Raw genomic sequence first — 21,623 nt, 5'->3', positions numbered from 1 at the left:
TTAGTATAACGTAACCAAGGCAGCGGTACCGGCCAAAGCAAGACCCTGTCACAAAACAGCAGGTCCTGCTCAGCTCAGCTCCACCCGATTGCGTCCGGCACCTTTGGCCCTGTAGAGCGCCTCATCGGCTCTTTTGAGCACATGATCGCTACGCTCGCCGGCCTGGAACGCCGATACCCCAATCGATGCGGTGATGGTGACGCGCTCGCCCTTGAAGTGGAAAGGGCTGGCTTCAATAGCCGCTCGCATGCTCTCGATCAGCTTGAGAGCCACAGCCAGCGGAGTCTCCGGCATCAGGAGGACGAACTCCTCACCGCCGAAGCGGGCGATAAAATCGCCGGGGCGCAGGCGTTCACGCAGCACGCTGGCAATGATCTTCAACACTTTGTCGCCGGCCAGATGGCCGTAGTTGTCGTTGATCCGCTTGAAATGGTCGAGATCGAGCATGGCGATCAACAGGTTGTTGCCATGCTGCTGCCATTGCCCGACCTCATGGTCCAGACGCTCGCTCCAAGCGGCGCGGTTCGCCAGGCCGGTGAGCGGGTCAATCAGGGCTTTGTGCCGTTGCTCTTCGAGATGATCGCGATAGCCCTGGGCTTCCTGTTCCATGTGCGCGACACGCTCGGCCAGGCTTTGCAGGCGGGCGGCGGCGTCCTGCTCACGCAGATCGCGTTGCTGCTGATGTTGGTCCAGGGTACCCAGCAAACCTTCGAGGCGGTTTTCCAATACCTGCTTAAGACTCTCCAGATCGACGGCGTCCTGCACGCCGCTCTGCAAACCACCAACGTGCTCGCGCAACCGGTTGTGCAATTTATCCGCCTGCGAGCAGCCCTCGGCATGATCTTCGCGGGTCACCTGGAGATGGCTTTGGAATGACTCCAGCCGCTCGTTGAGCTGCCTGAGATAAGTCTCGAACTCATGCTGGCCGCTGTTGTTGATCGCCAGCATCAGCACCGCCAGATCATCGAGGATCGGCAGCAATTCGTACCAGTTGAGCCCGTGGTCGAGTCGGTGACGCATGGCTTCGGCATGGGGCCGATGACGCTCGGGCAGCGTCAGGTCGCCCAGCAGGCCGAGCAAGGTGGACGCGATATGCTCGGCCACGGAACTGTAGGACGGTTCCGGCGACTCCGGCAGCGCATAGGACACCTCCGGCTCGGGATCGACCGCCGCCGGGGTCTCGGCCATCACCGAAGGCAACGGCTCGCTGTCGAGGGGTGCCAACACAGGTGGCGGCACGGGGGTGATCGCCTCGGGCTGATCGAGAGGCTCAACAGGCTCTACGGGTACCCATGCCACGCAGGCAGCCTCGATCACTGGCGTGGCCGCTACAACCAAGGGGGCGTCGGGCGCAGGCACGCTAAGGGGCACGGCTGCCGGCTCGGATAGCCCGGCGGGAGGCTTGTAGGCGACAACCTCCACGGGGGGCGCCGGTAATGCTGCCTCCGACTCCGATCCGGGTTCCGGCTCGACCGCCGAGACTCCTGGAGCAGGCGGTGTACTATCAATCGCCGCCGCCTCAATCGACGCTCGCGCGACAACTGACGTGGCGGCCGCAGGGGCAGCGACCGGCGCCCGGGCCGATGCGGTGTCGGTCGTCGGTTCCGCCGTCTCTTTGGACCCGAACAAGCGCTGCAATAATCCCGGGCGCTCCGGTCCGACAGGCTGTTCAAGTTGTGTCAGCGCCTTGCCCTGCAAACCACTCAACTCGCTGAGCAGCAGAGGAATCTCGCGGGCCTGGCCGACCCGGCCATCGAGCTGCTTGGCGAAGTTTTTCAGCGGCCTGCTGACCTCTCGCGGTAGCGGCAGGGATTGGAGCTGGGTGACCAGGGCCAACAAGGCGACGCCGATCTGTTCGACACGCGTCTCACGGCGCTGCTCGGAGTCGAGCACGGCTTTTTCCAGGCGTGGCAGCAGCGCGGCCAGAGGCCCGTCCATATCGTCGGTGCGCACCACTTCGCGCATTTCCTTCATGCACTGGTCGACCGCGCGATCGCTGCCTTCCGCCGCCAGGGTGCTGCGCACCAGCCCACGGCGAAGCAAATCCAGGCGAGCCTCCCAGCGGCGCTCGAGCTTTTCCTGTTGTTCGATGCTTTTAAGGTACTTCTCTTTCCAGCGCAGGGCTTCTTCGCTGCTCATTACACGGCGTCCGCGAGATTTAGCGACTCAAGGCCGGCAACGTATCAGAACCGATGGCACCTGGCAGGCGAATTTCAACGGCAACCGGTAAATGATCGGAAATCGGCAGGGCCAACACCTGGACCCGCTCCAGGGTCAGGGTCGGACTGAGCAGGATATGATCCAGGCAGCGCTGTGGACGCCAACTGGGAAAGGTTGCCTCGACCTGCGGTGCAATCAGCCCGAGATCACGTAGGGGCGAGTGTTGCAGCAAGTCGCTGGCATGGGTGTTCATATCGCCCATCAGCACTTGATGCTTGAAACCGCCGATCAGCTCGCGAATATATGCCAATTGCCGGGTCCGTGTACGAGCGCCCAACGCCAGGTGCATCATGACCACCACCAGCGCGTCCGGACCTTCGCCGAAACGCACCAGGATAGCCCCGCGACCGGCAGGGCCGGGCAGCGGGTGATCTTCGATCACCCAGGGACGCAGGCGGCTGAGCACGCCGTTGCTGTGCTGGGCCAGACGGCCGAGGTTACGATTGAGTTGCTGGTACCAGTAGGGAAAGGACCCAAGCTGAGCCAGATGCTCAACTTGATTGACGTAGCCCGAGCGCAGGCTGCCGCCATCGACTTCCTGCAAGGCCACCAGATCGAAATCACCGAGCAGGCCACCGATCTTCTGCAGGTTGTCGGCCCTTCCAGTGTGCGGCAGCAGGTGCTGCCAGCCACGGGTCAGGTAATGCCGGTATCGCAGGGTGCTGATACCTACCTGGATATTGAAGCTGAGCAACCTCAGGCGGTTGTCCGCCGGCAGGCCGCTGGCTTTCAGGTGGTGTTCGTTGACCTTCGGCTCATGAAGGCCAACAACGCGTTCCGAACCCCAGCGAGCCATGGCCGGGCGCCTTACTTGGCGACTGTCGCGCCGGCCGCTCGCTCTTTGGCGATCAGTTGATCGGCCACGTTCAGCGCAGCCTCTGGACCGCCGGCGGTGCCGAGGTCGAAGCGGTACTTGCCGTTGACGATCAGGGTCGGTACGCCGCTGACTTCATACTTCTTGGCCAGCTCTTTGGCCTGGACAATCTTGCCTTTGACGGCGAAGGAGTTGAAGGTGTTCAGGAATTTGTCCTTGTCGACACCCTGGGTAGCCAAGAAGTCCGCCATGTCCTTAGGATCGGTCAGTCGCTTGTGCCCTTTCTGGATAGCATCGAAGATCGCGGCGTGCACCTTGTGCTCCGCACCCATGGCTTCCAGGGTCAGGAACAACTGGCCGTGGGCATCCCACGGACCACCGAACATGGCAGGGATACGCACGAAGTTGACGTCCTTCGGCAGCTTCTCGACCCACGGGTTGATGGTCGGCTCAAAAGCGTAGCAATGCGGGCAGCCGTACCAGAACAGTTCGACCACTTCGATCTTGCCTGGCTCCGCAACAGGTACGGCGCTGCTCAGTTCGACATACTGCTTGCCGGCCTCGATCGGTTCGCCGGCCTGGGCCGTCATGCCGAACAGGCTGGCGGTGACGAGTGCGGCGCTGAGGATCAGATTACGCATGCTTTACTCCTGGACATTGGGACGTCGCTTCCGTCGCGACCTGTATTTCAGACAGACCGAGCGGGCTCTAGTTCGTTAGTGTAACGGCAGCGGCCACAAAAAAGGGCGGCCAAGGCCACCCTTCTATTGTCGCAGCCAAGGATTAATCGATCATTAACGCGCAGAAAGACTTGCCTCTTTCATCAGCGTGTCCAATCGCCCTTTTTAGTGCAGACCCTGCATATAGCTGGAGACCGCTTCGATATCCTTGTTGCTCAGCTTCGCGGCGATGCTCTGCATGATCTTGGCATCGCCATCGTTGGTGCGAGCGCCTTCGCGGAAGTCGGTCAGTTGTTTGCCAACGTATTGCGCGTGCTGGCCCCCCAGGTGCGGGAAGCCGGCGGCGGCGTTGCCCGCGCCGTTGGGCGAATGGCAGCCGGTGCAGGACGGTATGCCCTGATCCAGATTGCCACCACGGTACAATGCCTCACCGCGAGCTACGACCTTCGGATCGGCGGCGCCAACACTGCCTTTCTGGCTGGAAAAGTAAGCGGCGATGTCGGCCATGTCCTGGTCACTGAGGTTGGTTAGCAAGCCGGTCATTTCTAGGACGGTACGCTTGCCCGACTTGATGTCGTGCATTTGCTTCGTCAGGTAACGCTCACCCTGGCCCGCCAGTTTCGGAAAGTTGGGCGCCATGCTATTGCCATCAGGACCATGACAGGCACCACACACGGCGGCCTTGGCCTTCCCGGCAGCGGCGTCGCCCGCGGCATGAGCAAGGCCGGCGATCCCCAGGGTCAACAGCAGACTCACGATCAATTTGTTCATCAGCTAATCCAACTACGGCTAAGGGTTAAGAGTTATGGACCGGGCTTACTCGCTCATCCATCGGATGATGCTTCGGTAATCCTCGGTACTGCAGTCCACGCACAAACCACGCGGCGGCATCGCCTTGAAACCCTGAGTCACGTGTTGTACCAGCACGTCCATGCCTTGGGCCATTCTTGGCTTCCAGGCGGCCTGATCGCCCTTGCGTGGGGCCATCGGCAACTGTCCGGCATGACAGGCACTGCAAACACGGTTGTACACGGCTTCGGGATCCTGTGTGGCTTGAGCGCCGTAAAGCGGCATCAAGACACCGACAACGAGCAGCCATCTAGTCATGAAACGACCTTTTCAGGGTTGGGAACGTACCGCGTTCTATCGCGCAGTCTAGGTCAATCGTTCCCGTGTTCTTTATCCTACGTTGGGACAAAGCGCACACAAAATCTGCGGCATTATATACTGGTGCTACTGAAACGGAAACGACACAGCTTCTCGCGCCTCCCCGGCACCGCCCACATCGGAAATCCCATGCAACTGAAGAATCCCATTCTCGGCCTGTGCCAACAGTCCACCTTCATGCTCAGCGCGGCCAAAGTCGACCAGTGCCCGGACGATGAAGGCTTTGAAGTGGCCTTTGCCGGCCGTTCCAATGCCGGCAAATCCAGCGCTTTGAACACTTTGACCCACGCCAGCCTGGCGCGCACCTCGAAAACTCCGGGACGCACACAGCTATTGAACTTCTTCAAGCTAGACGATGAACGCCGTCTAGTCGACCTGCCTGGCTACGGTTATGCAAAAGTACCGATCCCGCTCAAGCAACACTGGCAGCGTCACCTGGAAGCCTACCTGGGTAGCCGCGAGAGCCTGAAGGGCCTGATTCTGATGATGGACATCCGTCATCCAATGACCGACTTCGACCTGCTGATGCTCGACTGGGCGGTTGCCAGCAGCATGCCGATGCACGTCCTGCTGACCAAAGCCGACAAGCTGACCTATGGGGCAGCGAAGAACACCTTGCTCAAGGTCCAGTCGCAAATCCGCAAGGGCTGGGGCGACGCGGTGACCCTCCAACTGTTCTCGGCACCCAAGCGCATGGGCCTGGAAGAAGCCTACACCGTATTGGCGCACTGGATGAAACTGGCGGACAACGGCGGCGAAGCCAACGAGTAACCCGCTCCCCGCTTTTTTGAGACTCGGCAGGCTTACGCCAAACGGCCTGTGGTGCGCTCAGACAAGGCAAAAGCGCGGTTCGAAAGCGGAGTTTAGCGGCCTAAATGAGCATTTCGAACCGCGCTTTTAACGCAGCCTGAGCACGCCACAGACCGTTTGGGGGGGGGTAAAAAAAACCCCGGACTTCGTATGGGGAGGGGAAGTTCGGGGTCCAAGTTCCGGACCGCTAGGGCGGGATCCAGATATCTGCCAACACTTAACACAACATAGGAGCATCGAAGGGCTTTATCAGCCATTCGGTAACTCTGAGTCCGACTTCATCGATTTAGTTCCGAGCGGTTTCAAAAACTATTTGGCATAACTCCTGAACATTTCAGAATGAATGCCCTTCGCAGGCTATCTGGCCGATCCAGGCTCAGTGCGCCTCGTCCCAGTTGTTGCCCACTCCGACCTCCACCAGCAGCGGCACATCCAGTCGCACCGCACCGCTCATGTGTTCGCGAATCTTCTCGCTGACCTCGGCTACCAGATCCTCGCGTACTTCGAGCACCAGTTCGTCGTGTACCTGGAGAATGACCTTGGCGTCCAGTCCTGAACTGGCCAGCCAGCTATCCACTTTGACCATCGCCTTCTTGATGATGTCCGCCGCGGTGCCCTGCATTGGCGCGTTGATCGCGGTGCGCTCGGCCGCTGCGCGCTCCTGGGGCTTGTTGGAATGAATATCCGGCAGATACAGCCGGCGACCGAACAAGGTCTCGACATAGCCCTGCTCCGACGCCTGGACGCGAGTACGCTCCATATACTCGCGAACCCCAGGGTAACGGGCAAAATAGACATCGATATAGGCCTTGGCGGTCTTGGTGCCGACGCCGATGTCCTTGCCCAGTTTTTGTGCGCCCATGCCATAGATGAGGCCGAAGTTGATCGCCTTGGCACTACGTCGCTGATCGGGGCTGACGTCGTCCAACTCGACCTTGAACACCTCGGCCGCCGTAGCCGTATGCACGTCGAGGTTATCGCGGAAGGCATTGAGCAGACCTTCGTCCTTCGACAGGTGCGCCATGATCCGTAACTCGATCTGCGAATAGTCCGCCGCCAGCAACTTGTAGCCTTTGGGCGCGACAAATGCCTGGCGAATCCGCCGCCCCTCAGCGGTGCGCACGGGAATGTTCTGCAGGTTCGGATCGCTGGAGGACAAGCGCCCGGTAGCGGCCACGGCCTGGTGATAGGAGGTGTGGATACGCCCGGTGCGCGGGTTGATCTGCTCCGGCAGGCGATCGGTGTAGGTACTCTTGAGTTTGCTCATGGAGCGGTACTGCATGAGCACCTTGGGTAGCGGATAGTCGTCTTCGGCCAGCTTGGCGAGGACCTCCTCGGCAGTGGAAGCCTGGCCCTTGCCGGTCTTCTTCAACACCGGCAGGCCGAGTTTCTCGTAGAGAATAACCCCCAACTGCTTGGGCGACCCGAGATTGAACTCCTCACCGGCGATCTCGAACGCCTGGCGCTCCAGCTCGACCAGCTTGTTGCCCAGCTCGATGCTCTGCACGCCCAGCAGGTCCTTGTCGACCAGGGCACCCTGGCGCTCGATCCGGGCCAGCACCGGCACCAACGGTATCTCGATATCGCTCAGCACGCTGGTCAGGCTCGGGATCGCCGCAAGTTGCTCATGCAGCACCTGGTGCAGGCGCAGGGTCACATCGGCGTCTTCTGCTGCATAGTGACCGGCCTGTTCCAGGGCAATCTGGTCGAAGGTCAGTTGTTTGGCGCCCTTGCCGGCGATGCCCTGGAAGCTGACCGTGTCATGCTCAAGGTACTTCTTCGCCAGGCTGTCCATGTCGTGGCGGGTCGCGGTGGCGTTCAGCACATAGGATTCGAGCATGGTGTCGAAGGCAATACCGCGCACGGTGATGCCCTGTGACTGATCGCCACCGATGGCGCAATTGGCCAGGATATTCATGTCGAACTTGGCGTGCTGGCCGACCTTGAGTTTTTCCGGATCTTCCAGCAATGGCTTCAGGGCCAGCAGCACGTTATCGCGGTCCAGTTGGTCCGGCACGCCAATATAGGAGTGGGTCAGCGGGATATAGGCCGCTTCATTGGCCCGCACGGCAAAGGAGAGCCCGACCAACCGAGCCTGCTGGGCATCGACCCCGGTGGTTTCGGTATCGAAGGCGAACAGCTTGGCGTCCTTGAGCTTCTGCAGCCAGACCTCGAAGCGCGCCTGATCTAGGATGGTTTCGTACTGCGGTTCGTTGGAAGCCGGCTCCGTCACTTCGACCGCGCCCTGGGTGGCCTCCTCGGGCAGCGCCGGGGCAGACTCGGCATTGGCCTGGAGCTCGGCACGCTTGGCCTCACGCTGCAACTCGTCGATCCAGCTCTTGAACTCCAGCGTGGCATACAGCTCAGCTAGCTTTTCCCGGTCCGGCTCGCCGAGGTGCAGATCATCGAGCCCGATATCCAGCGGCACATCGACCTTGATCGTTGCCAGCCGATAGGACAGGAACGCCATCTCCTCGTGTTCGCGCAGCTTGGCCGGTAGGGTTTTCGCCCCACGGATCGGCAGGCTCGGCACCAGGTCGAGATTGGCATAGAGCTCTTTCAGGCCACCGTTGACCCCCACCAGCAGGGCGACGGCGGTCTTCTCGCCCACGCCCTTGACCCCAGGAATGTTATCGGAAGAATCGCCCATCAAAGCCAACAGATCGATGATCTGCTCAGGCGCGACACCAAACTTGGCCTTCACGCCCGCTACATCCAGGGACGTTTCGTTCATGGTGTTGACCAGGGTAATGTGCCCATCGACCAACTGCGCCATGTCCTTGTCACCGGTGGAGATCACTACCGGGCGATCCGCCGCCGCGCTGCCGCGCGCGAGGGTGCCGATGACATCGTCGGCCTCCACGCCTTCCACGCACAGCAGCGCGAAGCCCATGGCACGGACGCTGGCATGCAGCGGTTCGATCTGCACGCGCATGTCATCGGGCATGCTCGGACGGTTGGCCTTGTAATCGGCGTACATCTCGTCGCGAAAGGTGGCGCCCTTGGCGTCGAACACCACGGCAAACGGGCTGTCAGGGTATTGCTTGCGCAGGCTGCGGAGCATGTTCAGGACGCCCTTCACCGCGCCGGTCGGCAGGCCTTTGGAAGTGGTGAGCGGCGGCATCGCGTGAAACGCGCGGTAGAGGTATGAAGAGCCGTCCACCAGGACGAGAGGGGCTTTGCTCATGAGTACGATCAACCTTTTCGGCGGGTCCGGCGCTAGAATAGCGGAACCGTTGACGACAAAGGGACAAGGTTATCATGCGCACACCCAATCGCCTGTTGTTGGCCGGCCTGTTTGCAATCACTCCGTTGGCGGCCATCGCCGCGGAGGGCGCACCCTCGGCCGATCCAGAAGTCACCATCCGCACGGAAGGCGATAAAGTCATCCAGGAATACCGGCAAAATGGCTTTCTGTACGCCATCAAGGTCACTCCCAAGGGTGCCCCGCCTTACTTCCTGGTGCGCGCCGACGGAACTGATGCAAACTTTATCCGCTCGGATCAGCCGGATATGCTGATTCCGTCATGGAAGATCTTCGAATGGAAATAACCCTTTAACCTTGATCGGCGCTGGCTCAATCGCGGCGCCCGTACTGGCAGTTCTCACCATGTCTGTGTTTACCCCCCTGGCTCGACCTGAGCTGGAAACCTTTCTCGCCCCTTACGGGCTCGGTCGCTTGCTCGATTTCCAGGGAATTGCCGCCGGTAGCGAAAACACCAATTTCTTTATCAGCCTGGAGAAGGGCGAGTACGTCCTGACCCTGGTGGAACGTGGACCGGTCCAGGAAATGCCGTTCTTTATCGATCTGCTGGACGTGCTCCATGGCGCCGATCTGCCGGTGCCCTATGCGCTGCGCACCACCGATGGCCAGGCCTTACGCGAACTGGCCGGCAAGCCGGCGCTGCTGCAACCGCGCCTGGCTGGTAAGCACATCAAGCAGGCCAATGCCCAGCATTGCGCGCAGGTGGGCGAACTGCTCGGTCACTTGCACCTGGCAACCCGCGACCAGCCCATCGAACGCAAAACCGATCGCGGCCTGGATTGGATGCTCGAAGAGGGTGCTCAGCTCATGTCGCACCTGAACGCCGAGCCACAGGCGCTGCTGCAGGCGGCGCTGGACGAGATCAGCCGACGCAAGGCGCAGATCCTGGCCTTGCCACGGGCGAATATCCACGCCGACCTGTTCCGCGACAACGCGATGTTCGAAGGCACGCACCTGACCGGCCTGATCGACTTCTACAACGCCTGCTCCGGGCCAATGCTGTACGACGTTGCCATTGCCTTGAATGATTGGTGCTCGGATGACGCCGGCCAGATCGACGGCCAACGGGCGCGGGCGCTGCTGGCAGCCTATGCCAGCCTGCGACCATTTACCGCGGCGGAGGCCGAGTTGTGGCCGACCCTGCTGCGGGTGGCCTGCGTGCGATTCTGGCTGTCACGGCTGATTGCCGCCGAGTCCTTTGCCGGACAGGACGTACTGATTCACGACCCGATGGAGTTCCAATTGCGCCTGGCACAGCGGCAGAAGATCAGCACACCGTTGCCGCTGGCAATGTAACAAACGGTTTTCCAGGTGCTGGGACTATTCTGTGGTTTCAGCCCAGGGCGGCGATGCGGTGTCCTGACAAGCCCTCCCGCCACGGAAAATGCCTACAGGGACTCCAGGCAGCCTGCCAGGTCGTCGCCGAGCTTCTCCAGCACCTGCTCATAACCATGGGCAGCCGCTGGCGTATAGCCGCCCAGCGCATCCAGTTCCGCCAGCTTCACCGGCAGGCCGGATATCAGCGTCTCGGCCAGCCGTGGACGCAACGGCGGCTCGCTGAACACACACGTCTTGCCGACTTCCTGCAGCCGCGTGCGCATCGCCGCGACATGCTGGGCACCCGGTTGCACTTCGGCAGCCACGCTGAACACGCCGGTATGTTTGAGCCCGTAGGCATCTTCGAAGTAATCGAAAGCCTCGTGGAAAACGAAGTACGGCTTGTTGGCAACGCCAGCCAGGCGCGCTTTCAGACGGGCATCCAACGCATCCAGACGACTGTCGAAAGCTTCGACATTGTGCTGATAACGCTGGGCATTGGCCGGATCGGCCTCGCTCAGGTCACTGGCCATACGCGCGGCAATCACCCGCGCATTGATGGTCGACAGCCACAAGTGCGCATCCACCGAGCCCGGACGGTGGTCATGGTCGTGCTCATTCGCGCCTTCGGCATGGGAGTGGCCGCTCTCGGCGAAGCGGCGCAACTTCATGCCGGGCAAATCCTGCACCGCCACGCTCGGCAGTCCGCGCCCCTGGAGCACTCGTGGCAGGAAGCTTTCCATGTCCGGACCGATCCAGTAGAGCAGAGCCACCGATTGCACCTTGCGCACATCGGAAGGCCGCAGCGCATAGTTATGCGGCGAAGCACCCGGCGGTAACAACACCTCGGGCGTGTCCACGCCATCCTGCACCGCTGCGGCAATCAGTTGCAGCGGCTTGATACTGGTCAGGACGCTGACCTGGGCCTGGACAGGGCCGATCATCAACAAACCGGTGCTTAAAACGATAAAAAAGCTAAAAAGACGGGACACGATGGGCACTCAAGGCGACAGGAACAGGTAACATAATAACGTCTCTCACCACAATCGTCGCTCACATGCCTAAAACCCCTCTCGCCAGCCGTCCCCACGATCACTCTCACTGCGTGCACAGCGCGCTGTCCGAGGCCGATACCCTGTGCGCACGGCAAGGCCTGCGCCTGACTGCCCTGCGACGACGGGTGCTGGAACTGGTCTGGCAGAGCCACAAACCGCTGGGCGCCTACGACATCCTCGCTGTGCTCAGCGAGCAAGACGGCCGCCGCGCCGCGCCGCCGACAGTCTACCGAGCGCTGGACTTCTTGCTCGACAACGGCCTGGTCCACCGCATCGCCTCGCTCAACGCCTTTATCGGTTGCAATAACCCGGAACACACCCACCAGGGTCAGTTTCTGATTTGCCGTAGTTGTCACGCGGCCATCGAGCTCGAACAGAAGACCATCAGCGACGCGATTATCCAGGGCGCCAGGGATGTCGGCTTCATCGTCGAAGCCCAGACCGTGGAAGTGGTCGGGCTCTGCTCGGGCTGCCAGGGGGCTTAATGAGCACTGCGCTGATTCGCCTTGAACAGGTGGGCGTGACCTTTGCCGGGCAGAACGTGCTCGACAACATTCACCTGAGCGTCGAGCCCCGGCAGATCGTCACCCTGATCGGCCCCAACGGCGCGGGCAAGACCACGTTGGTGCGCGCCGTGCTCGGCTTGCTCAAGCCCGAGCGCGGTAGTGTCTGGCGCAAGCCGAAGCTGCGGGTCGGCTATATGCCGCAGAAGCTATATGTCGATCCGACCTTGCCGCTGTCGGTGCTACGCTTCCTGCGACTGGTGCCGGGTGTCGACCGAGCCCAGGCGATTGCCGCCCTGGACGAAGTCGGCGCCGATCAGGTGATCGACAGCCCGGTGCAAAGCATCTCCGGCGGTGAAATGCAGCGCGTGCTCCTGGCTCGAGCGCTGTTGCGCCAACCTGAGCTGCTGGTGCTCGACGAACCGGTCCAGGGTGTCGACGTCGCCGGCCAGGCCGAGCTCTACGGCCTGATCACCCGGTTGCGCGACCGTCACGGCTGCGGCGTGCTGATGGTCTCCCACGATCTACACCTGGTGATGAGCACCACCGACCAGGTAGTCTGTCTCAATCGCCATGTCTGCTGCTCCGGGCACCCCGAGCAGGTCAGCGGCGACCCGGCCTTCGTCGAGTTGTTCGGCAAGAACGCACGGAGCCTGGCGATCTATCACCATCACCACGACCACGCCCATGACCTGCATGGCGCGGTGGTCAGCGAAGAGGCCCCGGCGGCTCACGTTCACGGAGAGAGCTGCAAGCATGGCTGATTTTTTACTCTACGCCTTGCTCGCCGGCCTGGCTCTGGCTCTGGTAGCCGGCCCTTTGGGCTCGTTCGTGGTCTGGCGGCGCATGGCCTATTTCGGCGACACCTTGTCCCACGCCGCCTTGCTCGGCGTGGCCCTGGGATTTTTGCTGGATGTCAGTCCGACCCTGGCGGTGACTGTCGGCTGCCTGCTGCTGGCGGTGCTGCTGGTGACCCTGCAACAGCGCCAACCACTGGCTTCCGACACGCTGCTGGGGATTCTCGCCCCTAGCACCCTGTCCCTTGGCCTGGTGGTCCTGAGCTTCATGCACGAGGTGCGAATCGATCTGATGGCCTACCTGTTCGGCGACCTGCTGGCGATCAGCAGTACCGACCTGACTTGGATCCTCGGCGGCAGCGTGGCGGTGCTGGTGCTGCTGGTCAGCCTCTGGCGACCGCTGCTGGCGATCACCGTGCACGAGGAGCTGGCAACGGTCGAAGGCCTGCCGGTCGCGACCTTGCGCCTGGCGCTGATGCTGCTGATCGCGGTGGTGATCGCGGTGGCGATGAAGATCGTCGGCGTGTTGCTGATCACTTCACTGCTGATCGTTCCGGCGGCGGCGGCCCAGCGCCATGCCCGCTCGCCGGAACAGATGGCCCTCGGTGCCAGCCTCCTGGGGATGTTCGCGGTATGCGGCGGGCTGGCGCTTTCCTGGTTCAAGGACACCCCCGCCGGCCCGTCGATCGTGGTCAGCGCCGCCGGTCTATTTCTGCTGAGTTTTGTCCTGCCACGCAGAGGGGTGTAGACTTGCTCGTTTTTTGCGCAATTAGAGAGTCGCAGGAATGAAGCTTTCCGCCTTCCGTTATCTGCTCCTTGTCGCAGTTTGCCTGCTGTTGGGTGCGTGCCAAAGTAACCCGCCGGCCGATACCGTCGTGCTCGATGTCCGGGCCTCGGCGATTGCCGCGCTGGAGCAGAACATCAACAGCAACGAACTGGCCACCGCCGAAGATCAGTTGGTCGCCCTGCAAGTGTCGTCCGCAGACGACCCGCAGCTCGTGCCCTACCAGCGGCAACTGGCCGAAGCCTATCTGCAACGCAGCCAAATCGTGCTTCAGAAGGGTGACGTCAACGCCGCAGCCACCGCACTGAGCCGTGCCCGAGCCCTGATGCCCAAGGCCCCGGCCTTGACGGGTGGGGTCGACGGCGCCATTGCCCAGGCCCGCAAGGCCGAGCTGGAGAAGGTCGAGGCTGCCCTCAAGGCCGCCGAAGCCAAGCCGGCTGCCCGGCTGATCGATCCCAGCGCCGAAAGCAGCACCATCGCCCTGAATATCCACGACATCGCGCACCTGCGCAAACAGATGGATGCGCTGGCGGCGGACGTGGTGAATTACCAGTGTACGGTCACCTTCCAAGTCCCGCGCACCCTGGACTACCCATGGCTAGCGACCCTGTTGGAGAAACGAGTGAAGAAGCTCGACCCAGACTTCGCCTTGCAGATGAACAAGCAGATCGACCGGCAGGTGCGCGCCCAGGTGGTCTTGAGTCCGCGCAAGCCTTGAAACCGCTAACGCCGGCTTGCCGGCGATAGTGATCGATGCCACCAAAGCGCTCAAGCCGGCACCACCTTGGCCCTTTCCTCGCGCTCCCAGATCCGATGCCGGGCCAGCGCCGTCACAAACGCCTTCAGCGTCTTGGCGTCGCTGCCGACGATCAACCCCGCATCCGCCTGCACATGCAGCACCTCCAACAATTGTTTCGCCTCACCGTGCAAGACAATCGCCTTCAGGTGCTTGTAGGCCTCCAGCACATAGTGCAAAGCCACCCCGTTGCCCGCGAGCGCCTTGACCGAAGCCGCGCCACCCGGCACATAAACCCCATCGAAGGCCACTGACGGTAGGCCTTCCATCGAACCGTCCACTGCCAGGCTCTTGCCATCGGCAGTGGTCACCGGGGCCGACGTCGGTCCAAGCAGCCGGGCATGGGCGCCTTCTGCCGCCAGCAGCTTCTTCAACGCCGAGATCGCCGCACCATCGACGCCGTTGGCCGCCAGAATCGCCACTTTGCGCGTCTTGATGTTCCCCGACAGCAGGTTCGCCTGACTCAACGCCGGCGACCGCTCCAGACTGGTCTTGCGCGGAGTCACACTGCCGGCTTTCGGCGCCGGCAAGCCGAGGTTGGCAGCGACACGTCCGGCCAATTCCAAATCAATATTGGCCAGGATCTCGTTGACCTGACGTGCGCGAATAGCCTCCCGCTCGACCTTGCCCAGCTCAAAGCTGTAGGCGGCAATGATGTGTTCCTGCTCATGATGGCTCATGCTGTTGAAGAACAATCGCGCCTGGGAAAAGTGGTCGCCGAAGGACTCGCTGCGCTGACGGATCTTGGCCGCATCGATACGCTCCGGGTAACTCTCGAAACCGCCGTCGCGGGCAGCGGGCGGGGTTTCCTTCGGCCAACCGCCATCGATCGAGTTGGGCTCATAGGAGGCCCGTCCTTTGTCGATCACCGTTCGATGCAGGGCATCGCGCTGGCTACTAGGGAAGGGCGCCACGGGCCGATTGATCGGAATCTCGTGGAAGTTCGGGCCACCTAATCGACTGATCTGTGTATCGGTATAGGAAAACAACCGACCTTGCAGCAGCGGGTCGTTGGAGAAGTCGATCCCCGGCACGATATGCCCTGGACAGAATGCGACCTGCTCGGTCTCGGCGAAGAAATTGTCCGGGTTGCGGTTGAGCACCATTTTGCCCAGGGGCGTGATGGGCACCAGCTCCTCGGGGACCAGCTTGGTCGGGTCGAGGATATCGAAGTCGAACGCGTGCTCGTCCTCTTCGGCAATGATCTGCACGCCGAACTCCCACTCAGGGTAGTCGCCACTCTCAATCGATTCCCAGAGATCGCGGCGATGGAAATCGGTGTCCTTGCCCGCCAGCTTTTGCGCTTCGTCCCACACCAGAGAACAGGTGCCGACAGTCGGGCGCCAATGGAATTTGACGAAACTCGAGCGGCCCTCGGCGTTGATCAGGCGAAAGGTGTGCACGCCAAAACCTTGCATGGTCCGCAGGCTTTTCGGGATCGCTCGGTCGGACATGGCCCAGATCACCATGTGGGCCGACTCCGGCACCAACGAGACAAAATCCCAAAAGGTGTCGTGGGCGGAGCCGCCCGTGGGTATTTCATTGTGAGGTTCGGGTTTGACCGCGTGGACGAAGTCAGGAAACTTGATCGCATCTTGGATGAAGAACACTGGCATGTTGTTGCCAACCAGGTCGAAGTTGCCCTCATCGGTGAAGAATTTCACCGCAAAACCCCGCACGTCCCGCACCGTATCGCCGGAACCCCGTGGGCCCTGGACCGTGGAGAAACGCACGAAGACCGGCGTCTTGGCCTCAGGGTCCTGGAGGAAACCGGCCTTGGTCAGCGCCCCATGGTTCTCATAGACCTGAAAGTAACCATGGGCAGCCGTACCTCGGGCGTGAACGATCCGCTCCGGAATCCGCTCATGGTCAAAATGCGTGATTTTTTCACGCATGATGAAGTCTTCCAACAGCGACGGCCCGCGAGCACCGGCCTTTAACGTGTTCTGATTATCGGCGACCTTCACCCCCTGGTTGGTGCGCAACGCCTGCCCGGTGGCATCCGAGCGGAAGGGTTCCAGGCTGTCGAGCTTGCCGTTGGTGTTGCTGCGATCCAGAGTATCGGTTCCCGCCAGCTGACTCTTGGTGGTCGCGTGTCGGGTAGCAGAAGTTTTCTTGGTACTCATCAGACTGACTCCTCGTTTGCAGTCGCCCGGCGATGCCGGACAATGGGGCAGGATTCGAGTTGCCTTACGAGTGACTGTCGCTAATTTGCGTCGTTCCTTTTTTCCGACCATTGATCGCGTTATTGCCAAAATGGCAGATTGAATGCGAAATAAATGCTAATCGCCTCTATACGGACAGGCTAAAATACCCGCCCGGCTAACCGCTGACCTATTTCCATTGCGCCCCACAAGGTTCGCTACGTGATCGAGTTTCATAACGTCCATAAAACCTACCGGGTCGCCGGTAAGGATATTCCCGCCCTGCATCCGACGAGCCTGCGTGTCGAGGATGGCCAGGTGTTCGGCCTGATCGGTCATTCCGGCGCGGGCAAAAGTACTCTGCTGCGCCTGATCAATCGCCTGGAGGCCCCCAGCGGCGGTACGATCACGGTGGACGGTGAAGAAGTCACCGCCCTCGACGCCAGCGGCCTGCGGCGCTTTCGCCAACAGGTCGGAATGATCTTCCAGCACTTTAATCTGCTGGCCTCCAAGACCGTCGCCGACAACGTTGCGCTGCCGCTGACCCTGGCCGGCGAGCTGTCCCGCCGGGACATCGACCAGCGCGTCGCCGAGTTGCTGCGGCGCGTCGGCCTGTCCGATCATGCGAAGAAATATCCAGCCCAGTTATCCGGCGGCCAGAAGCAGCGCGTCGGCATTGCCCGCGCCTTGGCGACCAAGCCCAAGATCCTGCTGTGCGACGAAGCCACCAGCGCCCTCGACCCGCAGACCACTGCGTCGGTCCTGCAACTGCTGGCCGAGATCAACCGCGAGCTGAAACTGACCATCGTCCTGATCACCCATGAGATGGATGTGATCCGTCGGGTCTGCGACGTGGTCGGCGTGATGGATGCCGGCGTGATCGTCGAGCAGGGGCCGGTGGCGCAGGTCTTCCTGCACCCCAAGCACCCGACTACCCGGCGTTTCGTGCAAGAGGACGAACAGATCGACGAAAGCGAACAACGTGACGATTTCGCCCATGTGCCGGGTCGTATCGTGCGCCTGACCTTCCAGGGCGAGGCCACCTACGCACCCTTGCTGGGCACCATCGCCCGTGAAACCGGCGTGGACTACAGCATCCTCGCCGGGCGCATCGACCGCATCAAGGACACCCCTTATGGGCAACTGACGCTCGCCATCACCGGCGGCGACATAGACGCAGCATTCGCCCGCTTCATCGCGGCGGACGTCCATATGGAGGTACTGCGCTGATGGACCTGTTTCTGAGCTTTTTCGCCAATATCGACTGGATGGATATCTGGGAAGCCACCGGCGACACCCTGCTGATGCTCGGCGGTTCGCTGCTGTTCACCGTGCTGCTCGGCCTGCCGCTGGGGGTGCTGCTGTTTCTTTGCAGCCCGCGCCAGCTACTGGAGCACAAAGCGACCTATTCGGCCCTGGCGTTCGTGGTGAACGTGGTGCGTTCGCTGCCATTCATCATCCTGCTGATCGTGCTGATCCCCACCACCGTGTTCCTCACCGGCACCTCGCTGGGCGTGGCCGGCGCCATCCCACCCCTGGTGATCGGTGCTGCGCCGTTTTTCGCGCGGCTGGTGGAAACCGCGCTGCGGGAAGTCGATCGCGGCATTATCGAAGCGACCCAGGCCATGGGAGCGACCACCCGCCAGATCGTCTTCAATGCCCTGCTGCCGGAAGCTCGCCCAGGCATCCTGGCAGCAATCACCGTGACCACCATTACCCTGGTGGGCTACACCGCCATGGCCGGTGTGGTGGGTGCCGGCGGCCTCGGCGACCTGGCAATCCGTTATGGTTATCAGCGCTTCCAGAACGATGTCATGTTGGTGACCGTGGTCATGCTGGTGGTATTGGTCCAACTGCTGCAAAGCCTCGGCGACAAGTTGGTGGCACGTTTTTCGCGTAAATAGCTGGCGTAAACAAAAAACAGGGGCCGGCTGGTGACGCCGAAATTGACTCGCGGAACTAGTGGCCTGTGTGGTTAGTTCTATTAGTCAATTTCGGCGCCATAAATCCCTGGCTTGCGTTGCTGTTCCTCGCCATAGCCCGGCTATGACTCGTCACAGCGCCTTAGCCATGAACTTATGGCATCCGAACTTGAGCTAACGAACTCACCGTACAAGCCACTAGCCACACAGGCCATTAGCTCTAGACTAGAAGCTCATGTCCTCTTTCTGGGTATCCGCCATGGCACTCTCTCCTTTTCATCTGGCAATCCCTGTCCATGACCTGGCAGCGGCCCGACACTTCTACGGCGAGGTATTCGGCTGCCCGCAAGGACGTAGCAGCGATCATTGGGTGGATTTCGATTTCTTCGGCCATCAATTGGTCATCCACCATCAGGCCAAGAGCGCCGCCCAGGAACAAGCCTTGAGTAATCCGGTGGACGGCCATGACGTGCCGGTGCCGCATTTCGGCGTGGTACTGGAATGGCAGGCATGGGAAGCCCTGGCCGAACGCCTGAAAGCCAGGGACACGCGCTTCGTGATCGAGCCTTATGTGCGCTTCAAGGGGCAGGTGGGGGAACAGGCGACCATGTTCCTGTTCGATCCTTGCGGCAATGCGTTGGAGTTCAAGGCGTTCAAGGATATCGGGCAGATGTTCGCCAAATGATCATCTGAGACCGCCAGGGCCTCTTCGCGGGCAAGGTCATGAAGAGGCCGCAACAGACATCACAGTTACTGGCGCTTGAGCAGATCCGGCAACTGCGCCACCAACTTCTGGTTGTTCAAGGGCGCCCGAATAAACCCACGCTGGCTGCCGTCGGGTCCGACAATCGCCAGGTTGGCGCTGTGGTCGACGGTGTAGTTCGGCTTGCTGGTATCGGCCGGGATAAACGGAATGCTCACCGCATTCGCCAGCTTCTGCAGGTCCTCGATGGAAGACGCGGTCAACCCTGTGAACTGGGGATCGAAGTAGCCCAGGTACTGCTTGAGCTGCTTGGGATTGTCCCGATTGGGGTCGACGCTGACCAGGACGATCCGCAACTTGCCAACGATATCCTTGGGCAATTCGCTCTTGATCTGACGCAATTGCGCCAGAGTAGTCGGACAGATATCCGGGCAGAAGGTATAGCCGAAGAACAGCATCGTCCACTTGTCCTTCAACTGGTTGACCTGCACCGGCTGGCCGTCCTGATCGGTCATTTGCACATCAGGAAGGGAACGGCTCTGCGGTAACAGGATAATTCCCGCATCGATCAGCGCCGTGGGATCGCCCTGGCCCTTGCCGCTCATGACCTTGTTGACCGTCAACCCCAAGACCAGGGCCACCAGCGCGACGAGAATAAAGACGGTTTTCTGAGTTCGAGTCATAGATTCAACAATAAGTAGTGATCGACAAGCAGCGCGATAAACAGCAGGAACAAGTAGTAAATAGAATACTTGAAGGTGTTGATCGCCGCATGCGGCTGGACGCCACGGTACAGCACCCACGCCCATTGCAGGAAGCGTGCGCCGAGGCCCAGGGCACACAGCAGGTAGAGCATGCCGCTCATGTGGATCACATACGGCAACAGGCTGACCGCCAGCAAGGCAAAGGTGTACAGCAGGATATGTACCTTGGTGTACTGCTCGCCATGGGTCACCGGTAGCATCGGGATATCGGCCTTGGCGTATTCGTCCTTGCGATGGATCGCCAGGGCCCAGAAATGCGGCGGGGTCCAGGCAAAGATGATCAGCACCAGCAACAGCGGTTCGGCGCTGACATGCCCGGTCGCCGCCACCCAGCCCAGCAGCGGTGGAGCCGCCCCGGCCAGGCCGCCGATGACGATATTCTGTGGCGTGGCGCGCTTGAGGAAGCCGGTGTAGATCACCGCATAGCCAAGCAGCGAAGCCAACGTCAGCCAGGCCGTCAGCGGGTTGGTAAACGCCAGCAACACCGCCTGCCCGAGCACCGCCAGTAGCAGGGCAAAGCTCAGCGCCGCCAGCGGCGATACCCGTCCTTCGGCTATCGGCCGCTTGTGGGTCCGCGCCATGACCGCATCGATGCGCCGATCCACCACATGATTGACCACCGCCGCACCGCCCGCACAAAGGCCGATACCCAGGTTACCGAACACCAGCACTGTCCACGGCACGCCGGCACGGGTCGCGAGAAACATGCCGACCAGCGAAGTGATCAGCATCAATATCACCACCTTGGGCTTGGTCAGCTCCAGGTAGTCGCGCCAGATCGCCTGGCGGTGACGTTCAACGACTACAGTCGCCATGGCATTTCTCCTTTTATTGTTATCGGGCCGTGGACGGATTTGCGCGGGCTGAGTCGCCAGCGTACCGGCGTCCGTTGCCGGACCCGGACCAGGGCGGTCCGCGCATGATAGTTGATCAGCACCAAGGTCAGCAGCAGGGCTGCGCCGCCGGCGTTATGGGCCACGGCCACGGGCAGCGGCAAATGGAAGTAGACGTTACTCAGGCCAAGGCTGATCTGCGCCACCAGGGCAATCAATAGCAGCCCGGCCAGACGACTCATGCCAACCACCCGCAGTTGCCAGGCCAGCCCCAACAGGACCAGCGTCACCAGTAGGGCGCCGACACGATGAGTCAAGTGAATCGCTGTGCGGGCATCGCTGTCCAGTTGGCCGCCGAGGTAATTCGGACCGATATGCTGGGTCAGGTGGAAACCGTTGGCAAAGTCGGCTGATGGCCACCATTGACCGTGACACGTGGGTAGATCGATGCAGGCGACGGCGGCATAGTTGGAACTGACCCAGCCGCCCAGGGCGATCTGCAAGATCACCAGCAGCAGCCCGGCGCTCGCCCAGCGCTGCAACCGTCGCGGTACGGCCAACGCCGGCAGCACGCCGGACAGGCGCAAGGCCAGCAGAAACAACAGGCTCAAGGTGGCAAAACCACCCAGTAGATGCCCGGTCACCACCTGTGGCCAGAGCTTGAGGGTGACCGTCCACATGCCGAACGCAGCCTGGGCGAATACCACTGCCAGGAGCAGTAACGGCAACTTCAGCGGCTGCCCCTCGCGCCGCCGCTCCATCCAGGAGCGGCTCGCTAGTAGCACAATCAACAACCCCAGGGTGCCGGCAAAATAGCGGTGGATCATCTCGTTCCAACCCTTGTGGGCCTCGACCGGTGTATCGGGGAAGTGCAGCTCGGCATGGGCCAGTTGGGCTTCACTCTTGGGCACACTGATAAAGCCGTAGCAACCCGGCCAGTCCGGACAGCCGAGACCGGCATGGGTCAGGCGGGTATAGGCCCCAAGCAGCACGACGATCAGTGCCAGCAGGGTGGCGAACACAGCGAGGCGAAATCCAGGTTTGGCCAT

General features: G+C 61.3%; 21 protein-coding genes. 10 read left to right on the top strand and 11 right to left on the bottom strand.

All coding sequences use genetic code 11. The features are described from left to right. Positions 1 to 69: 69 nt before the first annotated feature. The 5 genes from BMX68_RS05960 to BMX68_RS05940 all read right to left on the bottom strand — a co-directional run bounded on the left by BMX68_RS05960 (position 70) and on the right by BMX68_RS05940 (position 4,821). Positions 70 to 2,139 carry a GGDEF domain-containing protein gene (locus BMX68_RS05960; RefSeq protein WP_074861937.1) on the bottom strand — a complete coding sequence of 690 codons (2,070 nt, stop codon included), beginning with the start codon at positions 2,137 to 2,139 and terminating at the stop codon, positions 70 to 72. Between the two features lie 19 nt (positions 2,140 to 2,158). Then, entirely contained in the window at positions 2,159 to 3,016 is an 858-nt protein-coding gene (locus tag BMX68_RS05955; protein ID WP_017132128.1) for an endonuclease/exonuclease/phosphatase family protein, read from the bottom strand. Between the two features lie 11 nt (positions 3,017 to 3,027). Continuing rightward, positions 3,028 to 3,675, bottom strand: coding sequence for a thiol:disulfide interchange protein DsbA (gene dsbA / locus BMX68_RS05950; RefSeq protein ID WP_017132129.1), 648 nt, complete (start codon positions 3,673 to 3,675; stop codon positions 3,028 to 3,030). A gap of 204 nt (positions 3,676 to 3,879) precedes the next feature. Further along, positions 3,880 to 4,485: a c-type cytochrome gene (locus tag BMX68_RS05945; RefSeq protein WP_017132130.1), complete on the bottom strand. Its 606-nt coding sequence runs from the start codon at positions 4,483 to 4,485 to the stop codon at positions 3,880 to 3,882. 45 nt (positions 4,486 to 4,530) lie between these two features. Then, on the bottom strand, positions 4,531 to 4,821 hold the full coding sequence (locus tag BMX68_RS05940) for a c-type cytochrome (protein WP_026013194.1): 291 nt from the start codon (positions 4,819 to 4,821) through the stop codon (positions 4,531 to 4,533). A gap of 189 nt (positions 4,822 to 5,010) precedes the next feature. Between BMX68_RS05940 and yihA the strand changes: the two genes are divergently transcribed. Then, positions 5,011 to 5,652: a ribosome biogenesis GTP-binding protein YihA/YsxC gene (gene yihA / locus BMX68_RS05935; RefSeq protein WP_017132132.1), complete on the top strand. Its 642-nt coding sequence runs from the start codon at positions 5,011 to 5,013 to the stop codon at positions 5,650 to 5,652. Positions 5,653 to 6,067: 415 nt separating this feature from the next. Here yihA and polA read toward each other — a convergent pair whose 3' ends face one another. Next, positions 6,068 to 8,878, bottom strand: a complete 2,811-nt coding sequence (polA, locus tag BMX68_RS05930) for a DNA polymerase I (RefSeq protein ID WP_017132133.1) — start codon at positions 8,876 to 8,878, stop codon at positions 6,068 to 6,070. A gap of 74 nt (positions 8,879 to 8,952) precedes the next feature. On the opposite strand from polA, the gene BMX68_RS05925 reads away from it, so the two are divergent. Both BMX68_RS05925 and BMX68_RS05920 read left to right on the top strand, forming a co-directional pair. Continuing rightward, complete coding sequence (locus tag BMX68_RS05925) at positions 8,953 to 9,243, top strand: DUF2782 domain-containing protein (protein ID WP_017132134.1); 291 nt, start codon at positions 8,953 to 8,955, stop codon at positions 9,241 to 9,243. Between the two features lie 58 nt (positions 9,244 to 9,301). Then, entirely contained in the window at positions 9,302 to 10,252 is a 951-nt protein-coding gene (locus BMX68_RS05920; RefSeq protein ID WP_017132135.1) for a homoserine kinase, read from the top strand. A 92-nt stretch (positions 10,253 to 10,344) separates the two neighbouring features. Here BMX68_RS05920 and BMX68_RS05915 read toward each other — a convergent pair whose 3' ends face one another. Further along, a complete protein-coding gene (locus BMX68_RS05915) occupies positions 10,345 to 11,265 on the bottom strand; it encodes a zinc ABC transporter substrate-binding protein (RefSeq protein WP_026013195.1) in 921 nt (306 codons plus the stop codon). Between the two features lie 65 nt (positions 11,266 to 11,330). Between BMX68_RS05915 and zur the strand changes: the two genes are divergently transcribed. From zur to BMX68_RS05895, 4 genes are read left to right on the top strand one after another with little or no spacing between them, the layout of a single operon-like run. Continuing rightward, positions 11,331 to 11,813 carry a zinc uptake transcriptional repressor Zur gene (gene zur / locus BMX68_RS05910; RefSeq protein WP_026013196.1) on the top strand — a complete coding sequence of 161 codons (483 nt, stop codon included), beginning with the start codon at positions 11,331 to 11,333 and terminating at the stop codon, positions 11,811 to 11,813. Beyond that, on the top strand, positions 11,813 to 12,595 hold the full coding sequence (znuC, locus tag BMX68_RS05905) for a zinc ABC transporter ATP-binding protein ZnuC (RefSeq protein WP_017132138.1): 783 nt from the start codon (positions 11,813 to 11,815) through the stop codon (positions 12,593 to 12,595). Before zur ends, znuC begins: the two co-directional genes overlap by 1 nt. Continuing rightward, entirely contained in the window at positions 12,588 to 13,376 is a 789-nt protein-coding gene (znuB, locus tag BMX68_RS05900; protein ID WP_017132139.1) for a zinc ABC transporter permease subunit ZnuB, read from the top strand. The genes znuC and znuB overlap by 8 nt, the downstream gene beginning before the upstream one ends. Before the next feature lie 37 nt (positions 13,377 to 13,413). Beyond that, positions 13,414 to 14,130 (top strand): PA5502 family lipoprotein, encoded by a 717-nt coding sequence (locus BMX68_RS05895; protein ID WP_017132140.1) that lies wholly within the window; start codon positions 13,414 to 13,416, stop codon positions 14,128 to 14,130. A 50-nt stretch (positions 14,131 to 14,180) separates the two neighbouring features. On the opposite strand, the gene katE is transcribed toward BMX68_RS05895, so the two are convergent. Next, the gene (gene katE, locus BMX68_RS05890; protein WP_017132141.1) at positions 14,181 to 16,334 is read right to left on the bottom strand and encodes a catalase HPII; all 2,154 of its coding nucleotides are present in this window, start codon (positions 16,332 to 16,334) and stop codon (positions 14,181 to 14,183) included. A gap of 240 nt (positions 16,335 to 16,574) precedes the next feature. On the opposite strand from katE, the gene BMX68_RS05885 reads away from it, so the two are divergent. The 3 genes from BMX68_RS05885 to BMX68_RS05875 all read left to right on the top strand — a co-directional run bounded on the left by BMX68_RS05885 (position 16,575) and on the right by BMX68_RS05875 (position 18,959). After that, positions 16,575 to 17,582: a methionine ABC transporter ATP-binding protein gene (locus BMX68_RS05885; protein WP_017132142.1), complete on the top strand. Its 1,008-nt coding sequence runs from the start codon at positions 16,575 to 16,577 to the stop codon at positions 17,580 to 17,582. Then, positions 17,582 to 18,256 carry a methionine ABC transporter permease gene (locus BMX68_RS05880; protein WP_017132143.1) on the top strand — a complete coding sequence of 225 codons (675 nt, stop codon included), beginning with the start codon at positions 17,582 to 17,584 and terminating at the stop codon, positions 18,254 to 18,256. The genes BMX68_RS05885 and BMX68_RS05880 overlap by 1 nt, the downstream gene beginning before the upstream one ends. A gap of 277 nt (positions 18,257 to 18,533) precedes the next feature. After that, entirely contained in the window at positions 18,534 to 18,959 is a 426-nt protein-coding gene (locus BMX68_RS05875) for a VOC family protein (RefSeq protein ID WP_017132144.1), read from the top strand. 65 nt (positions 18,960 to 19,024) lie between these two features. Here BMX68_RS05875 and BMX68_RS05870 read toward each other — a convergent pair whose 3' ends face one another. From BMX68_RS05870 to BMX68_RS05860, 3 genes are read right to left on the bottom strand one after another with little or no spacing between them, the layout of a single operon-like run. Next, positions 19,025 to 19,660, bottom strand: a complete 636-nt coding sequence (locus BMX68_RS05870; protein WP_017132145.1) for an SCO family protein — start codon at positions 19,658 to 19,660, stop codon at positions 19,025 to 19,027. Next, positions 19,657 to 20,556, bottom strand: a complete 900-nt coding sequence (gene cyoE / locus BMX68_RS05865) for a heme o synthase (RefSeq protein ID WP_017132146.1) — start codon at positions 20,554 to 20,556, stop codon at positions 19,657 to 19,659. The genes BMX68_RS05870 and cyoE overlap by 4 nt, the downstream gene beginning before the upstream one ends. Continuing rightward, on the bottom strand, positions 20,544 to 21,623 hold the full coding sequence (locus BMX68_RS05860) for a COX15/CtaA family protein (protein WP_017132147.1): 1,080 nt from the start codon (positions 21,621 to 21,623) through the stop codon (positions 20,544 to 20,546). Before BMX68_RS05860 ends, cyoE begins: the two co-directional genes overlap by 13 nt.

Source organism: Pseudomonas agarici, from assembly GCF_900109755.1.
Classification (GTDB): Bacteria; Pseudomonadota; Gammaproteobacteria; order Pseudomonadales; family Pseudomonadaceae; genus Aquipseudomonas; species Aquipseudomonas agarici.
This window is presented reverse-complemented; position numbering and strand designations above follow the sequence as displayed.

Bases quoted from the DNA above. Each gene is read 5' to 3' on its own strand.
- BMX68_RS05945 (WP_017132130.1), bottom strand. From the start codon at position 4,485: ATGAACAAATTGATCGTGAGTCTGCTGTTGACCCTGGGGATCGCCGGC.
- BMX68_RS05940 (WP_026013194.1), bottom strand. From the start codon at position 4,821: ATGACTAGATGGCTGCTCGTTGTCGGTGTCTTGATGCCGCTTTACGGC.
- BMX68_RS05920 (WP_017132135.1), top strand. From the start codon at position 9,302: ATGTCTGTGTTTACCCCCCTGGCTCGACCTGAGCTGGAAACCTTTCTC.
- BMX68_RS05860 (WP_017132147.1), bottom strand. From the start codon at position 21,623: ATGGCCAAACCTGGATTTCGCCTCGCTGTGTTCGCCACCCTGCTGGCA.
- BMX68_RS05875 (WP_017132144.1), top strand. From the start codon at position 18,534: ATGGCACTCTCTCCTTTTCATCTGGCAATCCCTGTCCATGACCTGGCA.
- katE (WP_017132141.1), bottom strand. From the start codon at position 16,334: ATGAGTACCAAGAAAACTTCTGCTACCCGACACGCGACCACCAAGAGT.
- BMX68_RS05925 (WP_017132134.1), top strand. From the start codon at position 8,953: ATGCGCACACCCAATCGCCTGTTGTTGGCCGGCCTGTTTGCAATCACT.
- BMX68_RS05895 (WP_017132140.1), top strand. From the start codon at position 13,414: ATGAAGCTTTCCGCCTTCCGTTATCTGCTCCTTGTCGCAGTTTGCCTG.
- zur (WP_026013196.1), top strand. From the start codon at position 11,331: ATGCCTAAAACCCCTCTCGCCAGCCGTCCCCACGATCACTCTCACTGC.
- BMX68_RS05880 (WP_017132143.1), top strand. From the start codon at position 17,582: ATGGACCTGTTTCTGAGCTTTTTCGCCAATATCGACTGGATGGATATC.
- BMX68_RS05955 (WP_017132128.1), bottom strand. From the start codon at position 3,016: ATGGCTCGCTGGGGTTCGGAACGCGTTGTTGGCCTTCATGAGCCGAAG.
- znuB (WP_017132139.1), top strand. From the start codon at position 12,588: ATGGCTGATTTTTTACTCTACGCCTTGCTCGCCGGCCTGGCTCTGGCT.
- znuC (WP_017132138.1), top strand. From the start codon at position 11,813: ATGAGCACTGCGCTGATTCGCCTTGAACAGGTGGGCGTGACCTTTGCC.
- yihA (WP_017132132.1), top strand. From the start codon at position 5,011: ATGCAACTGAAGAATCCCATTCTCGGCCTGTGCCAACAGTCCACCTTC.
- BMX68_RS05960 (WP_074861937.1), bottom strand. From the start codon at position 2,139: ATGAGCAGCGAAGAAGCCCTGCGCTGGAAAGAGAAGTACCTTAAAAGC.
- BMX68_RS05870 (WP_017132145.1), bottom strand. From the start codon at position 19,660: ATGACTCGAACTCAGAAAACCGTCTTTATTCTCGTCGCGCTGGTGGCC.
- polA (WP_017132133.1), bottom strand. From the start codon at position 8,878: ATGAGCAAAGCCCCTCTCGTCCTGGTGGACGGCTCTTCATACCTCTAC.
- cyoE (WP_017132146.1), bottom strand. From the start codon at position 20,556: ATGGCGACTGTAGTCGTTGAACGTCACCGCCAGGCGATCTGGCGCGAC.
- dsbA (WP_017132129.1), bottom strand. From the start codon at position 3,675: ATGCGTAATCTGATCCTCAGCGCCGCACTCGTCACCGCCAGCCTGTTC.